This is a genomic window from Rothia nasimurium (assembly GCF_004569295.1).
Lineage (GTDB): Bacteria > Actinomycetota > Actinomycetes > Actinomycetales > Micrococcaceae > Rothia > Rothia nasimurium_B.
This window is the reverse complement of record NZ_SPQC01000008.1, coordinates 72,496-80,345: the sequence shown is the minus strand read 5'-3', so window position 1 is coordinate 80,345 and position 7,850 is coordinate 72,496. Positions and strand designations below refer to the sequence as shown.

The following is a 7,850-nucleotide window of genomic DNA, read 5'->3' as shown; positions in this document are numbered from 1 at the left end:
GAGAGGTAAAAATTACGGCGTGGGGGTAAATTTCGCGGGGTAAATCAAAGACGAAACTGGAGGCAAAAATGTGGTCGATATCGATAATCAGGGTACGGCAAAAAGCGGGGCTGGGCTGGTAAAACTCATACTTTGGCAGGCCTGCTCGCAAGGTCTTGGCCAGGGGCGCGGTCTTGGTTTCTGAGCAGTAAAAAATGCGCTGGGTGTCTGTGATGTGTGCGGTGAACCGGTGGGCGGGGGTTGCAGTGGTTCCCAGCGCTGGTAGACTTGTGGTCACAAGCTTGAATTCTTTTCGAAGTAATGCCCGGATGGAATTTTCTGAACCGGAAGTGCATCCAACACTTCCGGTTCTTTTTTATCTAAAACTGCTCTAAGCCTACACGGTCGCCTGCACTGTGCGGGCTTTTCTTTTGCTCCCTCGCTGGTGATAAGCGGGCATAAGCCCCCAGGATCACAACTCTTCAAGGAGTGATGCTCACACGGCTGTTTAGCTCTTCTAATCGACTGCTCTCGACAGATATGCCGCTCAACTATTAATAGTTTAAAAGATTATGGGTGCCACCTTTGAGCGGCACCCATAATCTAACTCATGCTGAATTCTAATTAAAATTCTCCGTTTTTATAACGTTTCTCCATGTCTGCTACGACTTTCTTTACATGAGGTCGCAACGAATCCTTAACCGGCTTAGTTAATGTATTTTTAACGGCTGCCCCTGCCGCCCCTCCTGGGATTGCTCCAAACACACAATCAACAGCTACTCCGATGGCAATATCAGAGGCTTCATCAACAGATTTGCCCTCTTTCAATGCATTTTTAACTTGGTCTTTACCTTCGCCTAACGCAACGCTACCAGCACAACCAACAATTGCGGCAGCAGCCCAAATCGGCAAAGCTCGAACTTGAGTCCCACTCTCATTCACAGGAGTTTCAAGAAGTAGTCCAGAAAAGACATTCGCATCTTCTTCAGAGATGTTTCCGGCCGCCTTTTCTTTCTCGATAATAGCCATCACTTCGGAGGTAAGCTGTTCAGCATCATGCTTCGTCAAACCAATCTCTTTCAGTTCTGGCTCAGAAAGGTAAATCAGATTACTTGTGTCAGCAAGAGAAACTGTAGAAACCTCATCGTTCCCTGTGTTTATCGCTCCAGCAGGAACCCCTCCAGATACAAGCATTCCTCCACACAGCGCAATGGCTACAAGTCCTTTAGTGGCATTCCTTAACATCTCAGAACCTTCTCTCGTATACACCTAAATATCTAGAAATATGCCTTAGTATTCAAATATAAAACCCATGACAGGATATGGAATATACTACTATGATGTATACTTGCTATCAAGGACAAGGAGTGGTCTAAATTGAAGAACTTTTCTACATACACATTCTCAGTGCTATCGCTGGCATCGCTCTCTGCAGGCTCCATCAAAGAAATAATAAAAATATTCCTTTCTGGGCAGCACCTGGAGGGGTGGGTCTTAGTGGTCCCAATACTTTCAACCTCCCTTTATCTATGTGTGCATTTCCTTGGGATAATTTTTGGAAAAAAAATAAATATGCCCCTGCTTCTATCAAACAGTTCGTTTTTGTTTATTTCTTCATTTTCCACAGTATTTCTTTTTGCTTTTTACAGCGCCTTTTTGAGCGACGGCGCTTTATTTGCATTTTTTGAATCGACAGCTTATGCAATAATTTTTTCGATTGTCACAGTTGTTTCAATGAAGTACTACTATCGCTCAAATATCAAAAAAATTACTGGATGAAATAAAACCTACACAAGTAGAATTTCAAGAAAATTGAAACCCCAGTATCACACCTATGCAAGCTTTTACACTCTTAGTGCTGATACGCGGAGCATAAGCCCCCAGATCACACCCGAGTCAATGGGTGGAGCAACCGCCATCGCGTAGCGACGCGAAGCGCCCTTGACCGGGGGTGTTCAGGGGCTAAACTGCGCCGTGTAGCGCCAAGAGGAAGAAAAGAAAAAGGCTCCTTTTACCCAGCGCAGCGACCCGACAAAAACGGGCTAAACCTGGCGAAACAGGCACTTAGGTTACCTAAGTAGATAGCTTGCTCCGCCAGGGGCTTAGGCGTACTTGCCCTTTACGAGTCACTCAAAATAGAAGTTCCTGAGTCATTGGATGCATGAGGTGTGACGAGAAAACCAGCTACTAGAACGGGCTGGTGCTTCCAGAGTGAGGGGTTTATTGGCCTGGGTGTGACTGTCCGCAAATGCGACAGTTGAACACAGGATTTTTCATGGTTAGAAGTGCGACACCTTCATGGAAAAAGGAACGAGCTCTGTAGAGAGCTAGGGCGGCACAGAAGACATGGCAGCAACAGCTAAGGAACACCAGGTACACGACGGATACAGAACCAATCCGCCCATCACACAGCAACTAGACCCATGCACTTCCCCATCAGCTCTGACCCGATTTATAGGAACTTTTTTCTCACACACGTGTGGCATTGAAATGCACCACCGCCGTGTCAGCGTCAGGTAATAATTGGCCAAGGGTCACCCTAAGCCTTGTAAATTTTTTCAGAATATATTGACCACTCCCAGGGTCCGCTCTATAGTTGTTCAAAACATGGTAAACATGTTTTGAATCACATTTTTAAATCCAGTAATGGGTTCTCATAGCAATTGGGAGTCGTTATGAAAAAGATCCATAAGACAGTGGCAGCTGTCGTGCTGTCAGTAGCTCTTTGCTCTCCAGCCTATGCTCAAGAAGCCTTGCCAAGTAATGGTGATATCATTCAAGAGATAAACTCAGTCGGTGAAACATCAAACGATGCGGCTAAAAAGATTATTGCCGATACCCTTGGAACCTCAGATGAAAATCTAAACCATCTTGTCTCAGATACACTTGACTTCACAGGACTCGATGAAGAGTCCATCTATATAGAAGAAGAAAATCTGACAGTCAACTTGCCAGGAATTACTGAAAGTGGAAGCATTAAGACATTTTCTCCCGAAGATGGTCATAAGGTTGAAATTTCTGTAGTTGGTTCAGAGAAAATTTCAGAAGACAAAGGAGCTGGGGTTACCAAGACAGAAGAGGGAGTGTCTGTATCCCATGTAACGGAAGACATGGGGGTACAAGTTGTTTCCATTCTAAATGAAGATTTCACAGCAGGTTACGTTGACTTTGCTGTTCAGATTCCTTCTGGATTTTCTTTAGAAAAAACAGAAAAAGGTAGCATCAATTTAGTCAGTTCTACTGGAGAAATTGAAGGAACTTTCGATGCTCCTTGGGCAGTGGATTCAGAAGGTGTAAGTCAACCTACTTATTTTGAGATTACTGATTTTGGTATTCGTCAGCATGTTGATACATCACGGGCTGTTGGGAAAGTCGCAATTGATCCAGACTTCTGGTGGTGGGCAGGCACCACCGCTACTTGTGCAGCAAACGTTGCGCCTTTGTTTATAACAGGGGGAGCCGCTATTGCAGCCCGAGTTCCTGGCCTTGTTGCCAAAATCAATAATCTAGTTAACCGTAGCCCGCGCATTGCTCAAGCTGTAAGAAATATTGGAGGTGCGGGTGAAGCGGCTAAGAGCGTCATTAAAAACTCTTACAACAACCTTAGGAACAAGCTCCCTGCTAATGTTAGGGATAGAATACCAGGTGTGAATCTTACTGCACAGGATAGGGCCTTGGCTGCCGCTGGTCTAACTTTCGGCATGAACGAGATGTTTGATCTGCTAGGAATAGGGTCATGTGTTTCTTTGGTTAGAGAACTCCGAGGGTAGAAAGGGTTTAGATTAATAATTGACACTATTAAATATAATTTATGTGACCCTATGGATGATAATAATTATTTTTACATCTAAGAGGTCTTATGAGCGAGATAATATTTTTAGAAATAATCCAATAATTCTCTCGTTTCTTTCAATGCTCGCATTTTCTGCATATATACGCAATCCATTTGTAGATACAATGGTTTACTTTAGTGGGTTCTTTGCCTGTGCTGCTTCTATATGTATTGGAATATTTTTAGCAAAACTGGGCAAATAGGTATAATTAGGTATGGAAGAATCTCTGCAACCTACTATATAATTGATACTTAGCCCTACGACCAGTAGCCTTAGGTGAGAATTCAACAATCCCAGTAGTAAAAAATAAATGCACCGGTTTCGGTACGGGAATAACGAGAAACCAACACGCCCGAAAAACCCATACCGAAAACCTGCACCGAAAAGGCTCCCCGGCAAACACGCCAGGGAGCCTTTTCGATACCCTCAAACCATGACCACCAACCACACCACCATCGGCTACGCCCGAGTCTCCACCCCAGACCAATCCCCCGAACTCCAACACCAAGCCCTCGCCCAAGCAGGCTGCTACCAAATCTACTCAGACACCGGGGTCACAGGCCGCACCATGGCACGCCCACAATTCACAGCCTGCCTCAAAGCCCTCCGCCCAGGAGATACCCTCATGGTCTGGAAACTCGACCGCCTAGGCCGCAACGTCAAAGGCCTCTCAGAACTGCTTGAACATCTCGAAGCGCACAACATCCACTTCCACTCTTTGACCGAAGGAATCGACACCAGCACCCCGGTAGGAAAAATGATGTTCCACATCATCGCTTCACTAGCAGAGATGGAATCTAACCTGATCTCAGAGCGCACCCGGGCAGGACTTGCTGCCATAAAAGCAAAGAACGGGGGTAAGAATGGGGACGGGCCGGGTCGTCCTGCAAAGTTATCTGCTGCGCAGAGGGGGCAGTTGGTGTGGATGCGTTCGGAGGTGAACCCGCAGACAGGGCGGGTGTGGAGTTTGCGGGAGCTGGCTGATTTTTTCGGGGTGGGGGTATCCACGGTAGTTCGTGCGCTGGAGGTATCTCTGAGTGCCTCAGAATTACCTTAGTTTTCTTCTCTCCTGTATCTTGCGTACCCGCTGCAACCTGGAGCTATCAGAAAAATCCCACAACTCCCGTGGCTTCTTCCGATAGTAGTACCTAGCAAAATACAAATAATCATTGAGGGCAGCACCCTCCAACCGCTCCACATGCTGCAACCGTAGGAGCCTATCCTACATCTGATCCATCATCCGCTGGGTCACCATTGCAGGCACGGCGTAGAAGCTCGGCGGTGTCCCTCGCGAACCGGATAGGGGCTTGGTGGGCTTTGCTGGTCAATGGGACTCCCTCAATGAGTCAGAAAGCTTGTACGCCCTGAGAGGTAAAAATTACGGCGTGGGGGTAAATTTCGCGGGGTAAATCAAAGACGAAACTGGAGGCAAAAATGTGGTCGATATCGATAATCAGGGTACGGCAAAAAGCGGGGCTGGGCTGGTAAAACTCGTACTTGTGTAGGTCTGCCCGTAAAGTCTTGATCAGCGGTGCGCTCTTGGTTTTTGAGCAGAGGAAGATGCGCTGGGTGTCTGTGATGTGTGCGGTGAACCGGTGGGCGGGGGTTGCGGTGGTTCCCAGCGCTGGTTGACTGGGGTTCACAAGCTTGAATTCCTTTCGAAGTAATGCCCGGATGGAATTTTCTGAACCGGTAAGGTGCCAGCCCTACCGGTTTTTTATCCAAAACTGTTCTAAGCCTACACGGTCGCCTGCAGTAAGTTTTAGATAAAAATCCCATGTCTCATTTCGGAGCTTTTACGCAGAAGCCTTGAAGGCTCGCTATTAGCGTTCTCACCTAGTGAACCGATTTTCGATAGGTAGATTGCACCAGGTATCAAACACTTCAGCTTTACAGTGATGTTGTGGAGATTTTTTGCACGGTGTTTTCGTAATCTCAATTTCCAATATGACAAGGAAATATTTCATGGGTGCCTCCAACCTCCAAGATGAACAGTTGACTTACAATATTGCATATGATAAATTTTTTCATAACAACCATCACTCAACGAGGAGAAAAGATGTCCAAATGTAAAAACATGCTCCCAAAGCTTGCTTATTTCGCACTTTCCTTCAGCATTGCTTCTACTGGACTAGTTGCAACAGAAGCAAAAGCAAACGACCTAGAAGCGCCCTCTTCATCCATTTCTCAGCAAATCAAAGAAGAATCTGCAAACCAAGAGCTAAATGGAGTAAAGGGAAAGCTCGCCAAGTTTGCACTCAACTCCCTAGCCGACATGATTCGAGATAGTGTCGATAACTTTATCTATTTAGCAAAGAAGCACGGTGGCCTTGATGACCAGGCGGCAGATTCGATTAAGAAAAACAGCTCTCAAATTGCAGATACCTTAGATGATGTTGCAGAGATTCCAGATCTTGTAACACACCAGGTCAGAAGCGAAGTCTATAAGAGGCTAGAAGGCCCATTGGGTTCTGGTACTGCTAATGTTGTCGCAAACGCCGTAGAAGGAGTAATGTGGTTTATTCTATAGATGAAAAAATTGACGAACTAAAGAATGAAATTATAGAATTGAAAGATATAATTGTTTCTCTTTCAATTTCAGTTCAGTATTCAGATGAACATCCGTATGAGAGGCAACTAGCTCAAAGTATAATTGGTGGGAAAGAAAGAGCTTATATTAAGATTCTCCTCGATAAGTGCGATGAAAAGTTGCTCAATGGAGATGTTCAGCTAAGCAGTTCGATGATTTCTGAGTTTCCTCTCCTTGAAAAAATATTGAATACAGAAATTTCCTCAAAAGAGGACGTTATTAATATAATTTCACTGGTGTCCGCAAGCAAAGAAACATCAGAAAAATTATTGGATTCTTACATACAGTCAGGATACAGCAAGAGTTTATGGAAAATTAAATAATTTAGATAATTTGCATGGTAAAGCGATTTATTGCTTTACCATGCAATTCTTTTTGAAAAAGTTGGATGGAATACACGAATACTTACCGTTCGGTTACTAGGTAAGAACTCGACTCACAACACCAATCACCTGCCTAATTGACTTCTGAAAGTCTTGCTATTCCCCGCCTTAGCTGACGATACGCGGAGCATTATCCCCCAGATCAAAACTCGCCACAGGGTGGCCGCAGGCGCCCTTGAAGAGTTTTGATTGGGGGTTAGAATGCCCGAGTGTCGGCTAAGGCAGGGGGCGAAAACCACCCTGAACGGGCTTTTTTGGGTCTCTGGTTCGGGGTATGTTCAGGAGATAGACGAGGGCCGTGAAAACGGGTTCTGGCTAGCAAAGTTATTTTGAATTATTAAGAATAGTAATCCTGAGTTACTGAGTGCAAGAGGTGTGCCGGAAAAATCAGCACGCCGACGAGGGGTGTTCCCCTGCGGGTTTTGTGCTCAATCAGGAAGCAGAGGCAAAACAGAAAATCGAGCTCATTAGCCACCAATACGGCTACATGTTTCTGTCACAGTTTTTGCGGCCTGGCTTGGGGTTTTACCTGTTTTCTGACGCAAAACAAGCCTTCCTGCGGGGCCTATTTGGGCTTATTTTTAGGTATTTCCCCTTGTCAATCAGCATTTTGCTCTGATGTAGCTAAGTGTGGTTTCGGGGCTTTTTAGGGCTGAGGGGCGCACGGTTTTGTCGCAGCTAGCAGGGCCCAAACGGAGTCTGGCATACGTGCCTGTCTCATTCGTCTTCTGTTTGCCTGTCTCTTGGTTGTGCTCTTGTGGTCTTGCTTGATTCTTCTCTTCCTCCTTCGTTTTTCCTTGCTCTCGCTGAGGTTCTTTCTCTAATCTGCTCGTTCCCATCATGTGGTTCTTGTGTCTTTGCCTGTAGGTGCTTGCTGCCTGTTCTGGCTTTTCTTTGGTTGTCTTGGGTCTAGGTGAGGGCGTGATTTTGCAGATGATTGCGGGGGAATTTCCCCCGTTAGCGCAGTTCAATGCCACACGTGTGTTGCATTTTTCTGAATGAGGCGGTTCGCATGCCCTGAGGGGAATATTTTCCCTTGTCAGCCCCTAATGTCCCCTGCTTGGA

At 45.8% G+C, this 7,850-nt stretch carries 8 protein-coding genes; 5 read left to right on the top strand and 3 right to left on the bottom strand.

Features of this window, described 5'->3' with window-relative positions; translation table 11 throughout:
- Both E4U03_RS03555 and E4U03_RS03550 read right to left on the bottom strand, forming a co-directional pair.
- Nucleotides 1-277, bottom strand: a 277-nt coding sequence (locus E4U03_RS03555; RefSeq protein WP_135011616.1) for a hypothetical protein, incomplete at its 3' end; no start/stop codon positions are given.
- Between the two features lie 326 nt (nucleotides 278-603).
- Nucleotides 604-1,224 carry a hypothetical protein gene (locus E4U03_RS03550; RefSeq protein WP_135011615.1) on the bottom strand — a complete coding sequence of 207 codons (621 nt, stop codon included), beginning with the start codon at nucleotides 1,222-1,224 and terminating at the stop codon, nucleotides 604-606.
- A gap of 132 nt (nucleotides 1,225-1,356) precedes the next feature.
- Here E4U03_RS03550 and E4U03_RS03545 point away from each other — a divergent pair, with 132 nt between their 5' ends.
- From E4U03_RS03545 to E4U03_RS03535, 3 genes are all read left to right on the top strand, one after another.
- Nucleotides 1,357-1,758, top strand: a complete 402-nt coding sequence (locus E4U03_RS03545; protein WP_135011614.1) for a hypothetical protein — start codon at nucleotides 1,357-1,359, stop codon at nucleotides 1,756-1,758.
- A gap of 896 nt (nucleotides 1,759-2,654) precedes the next feature.
- A complete protein-coding gene (locus tag E4U03_RS03540; protein WP_135011613.1) occupies nucleotides 2,655-3,749 on the top strand; it encodes a hypothetical protein in 1,095 nt (364 codons plus the stop codon).
- A gap of 496 nt (nucleotides 3,750-4,245) precedes the next feature.
- Nucleotides 4,246-4,869, top strand: coding sequence for a recombinase family protein (locus tag E4U03_RS03535; protein WP_135011612.1), 624 nt, complete (start codon nucleotides 4,246-4,248; stop codon nucleotides 4,867-4,869).
- Between the two features lie 289 nt (nucleotides 4,870-5,158).
- On the opposite strand, the gene E4U03_RS03530 is transcribed toward E4U03_RS03535, so the two are convergent.
- A complete protein-coding gene (locus tag E4U03_RS03530) occupies nucleotides 5,159-5,455 on the bottom strand; it encodes a hypothetical protein (RefSeq protein WP_135011611.1) in 297 nt (98 codons plus the stop codon).
- A gap of 416 nt (nucleotides 5,456-5,871) precedes the next feature.
- Here E4U03_RS03530 and E4U03_RS03525 point away from each other — a divergent pair, with 416 nt between their 5' ends.
- Nucleotides 5,872-6,342, top strand: a complete 471-nt coding sequence (locus E4U03_RS03525; protein WP_135011610.1) for a hypothetical protein — start codon at nucleotides 5,872-5,874, stop codon at nucleotides 6,340-6,342.
- Nucleotides 6,327-6,725: a hypothetical protein gene (locus tag E4U03_RS03520; RefSeq protein ID WP_135011609.1), complete on the top strand. Its 399-nt coding sequence runs from the start codon at nucleotides 6,327-6,329 to the stop codon at nucleotides 6,723-6,725. Before E4U03_RS03525 ends, E4U03_RS03520 begins: the two co-directional genes overlap by 16 nt.
- The last annotated feature ends 1,125 nt before the right edge of the window (nucleotides 6,726-7,850 follow it).

Excerpts from the sequence above, each read along its gene's own strand:
- E4U03_RS03550 (WP_135011615.1), bottom strand. The coding sequence starts at position 1,224 with ATGTTAAGGAATGCCACTAAAGGACTTGTAGCCATTGCGCTGTGTGGA.
- E4U03_RS03525 (WP_135011610.1), top strand. The coding sequence starts at position 5,872 with ATGTCCAAATGTAAAAACATGCTCCCAAAGCTTGCTTATTTCGCACTT.
- E4U03_RS03535 (WP_135011612.1), top strand. The coding sequence starts at position 4,246 with ATGACCACCAACCACACCACCATCGGCTACGCCCGAGTCTCCACCCCA.
- E4U03_RS03540 (WP_135011613.1), top strand. The coding sequence starts at position 2,655 with ATGAAAAAGATCCATAAGACAGTGGCAGCTGTCGTGCTGTCAGTAGCT.